The sequence below is a fragment of the Natrinema soli genome, assembly GCF_028618695.1.
Genome location: NZ_JAQIVI010000614.1, coordinates 1 through 1,832 on the forward strand (window position 1 = coordinate 1; position 1,832 = coordinate 1,832).

General features: G+C 62.2%; 1 protein-coding gene and 1 pseudogene. One reads left to right on the forward strand and one right to left on the reverse strand.

The features are described 5' to 3' along the window. Window positions 1-1,185, reverse strand: a 1,185-nt coding sequence (gene thsB / locus PGX04_RS27975; protein ID WP_273741480.1) for a thermosome subunit beta, incomplete at its 3' end; no start/stop codon positions are given. A gap of 405 nt (window positions 1,186-1,590) precedes the next feature. Here thsB and PGX04_RS27980 point away from each other — a divergent pair. Further along, window positions 1,591-1,832: pseudogene (locus PGX04_RS27980) on the forward strand (hypothetical protein); the annotation flags it as partial.

Here is a 1,832-nt window from a genome sequence, read left to right on the forward strand (position 1 = left end):
GTCGAGCGCGTCGTTGACGCCGCGCTCGAGTTCGTCGACGACGTGATCGGTCGAACCGCGAAGGAGGAGAGTAACGCCGTGGGCGTCCTCACCCTCGACGTAGAACAGTTCGTCCTCGTCGTCGCGCGTGACGTCACCGAAGCCGAGGTCCGCCTCGGTCGCGGTCTCGAGGTCGGAGACGATCGACGCGCCGACGACTTCCGAGAGGAATTCCAGATCGCTCTTCTTGGCGCGGCGGATGGCGAGGATGCCTTCCTTCGCGAGGTAGTGCTGGGCGAGGTCGTCGATACCCTTCTGGCAGAAGACGACGTCCGCGCCGAGGTCGACGATGTGCTGGACCTTCTCCTTGAGCTGTTTCTCCTCGCGGTCGAGGAATTTCTGGAGCTGGTCGGGGTCGGTGACGGAGACCTCCGTGTCGACGTCGGCCTCTTCGACCTCGATGGCCTCGTTCAGCAGCAGGATGTCCGCGTCCGTCGCCTCGGTGGGCATGTTGTCGTGGACGGGGTCCTTGTCGATGATGCCGCCCTCGAGCAGGTCGGACTCGCCGGCGCTGCGGCCGGTCTGGGTCTCGATGTTGAGGAACTCGAGGTCGACGACGTTGTTGCCCTCGTCGTCCTCGACGGTGACCTGGCGGATGGCCTCGACGATCAGCTGGGCGAGGTGCTCCTTGTTGACCTCGGTGCCCTTGCCGGTCATCGAGGTTTCGGCGGTCTTGCGGAGCAGCTCCTCGTCGTCGGTGTCGATCTCGGTTGCGATGTCGTCGATCTCCTCGCGGGCCTGCTCGCTTGCGAGGTGGAAGCCCTTGATGATCGCCGTCGGGTGGATGTCCTGCTCGAGGAGGTCCTCGGCGTTCTTGAGGAGTTCGCCGGCGATCGCGACGGCCGTCGTGGTGCCGTCGCCAGCCTCGTCCTCCTGGGTCTCGGCGACCTCGATGATCATCTCGGCCGTCGGGTTGTCGATGTCCATCTCCTTGAGGATGGTGACGCCGTCGTTGGTGATCGTCACCGATCCCATGGAGTCGACGAGCATCTTGTCCATCCCCTTCGGACCGAGCGTGGACTGGACGGCTTCAGCGACCGCACGGGCGGCGCTGATGTTGTAATCTTGCGCGTCCTTGTCCTTGACGCGCTGGGAGTCCTCGCTCATTACGATCATCGGCTGACCCTGCTGCATTCGCTGACTCATAGTCGAGCGGATGATTGTTTGTGATTCTATATAAGCCTTTTCCAATCCTCGCGAGCGGCGACGTCGATCGGTTCGGTCAGCGAACGAGAAAAACCGAGGGAGTGCGGGACGATCCTCAGGGTTTGCTTCGATGGGATCCGATCGACAATCGTTCCCATTCGATCGGCGACACGGCGTTTTTATATTAGGTGATGGCCAGCGTGATAGCGGCGGCATTCGCGAGATCGTCCCGGTCTCGAGGGAGACCGACGATCGAGATCGGACTCGAGACAGCTACAGTAATACGCGCTTTGAACGGCTGAAACGGATTTCTGTCCGGCGTCGCCGAGCGATATAATACTGACTCGATTCCGAGTCAACACAACAGAAGGGTTATGCCGGTAGTCACGTATTACCACTCGAGCAATGGACGAGTCCCCGTCCGTTTCCGAATCGTTCGACGACCCTCGGATCACCCCTCAGTTTTGCCGCCGGCTCCCCGACTCGACCGGCGATCTGGTACTGCTGGGCGTCGTCCACGACCATCCCGCGAGCATCGCGCGCGTCGAGCGTGTCCTCCAACGCGTCGAGCCGGAGACGCTCGCACTCGAGTTACCGCCCGTCGCGATGCCCCTGTATCGCATCTATGCCCGCAAGGGTGACGCCGA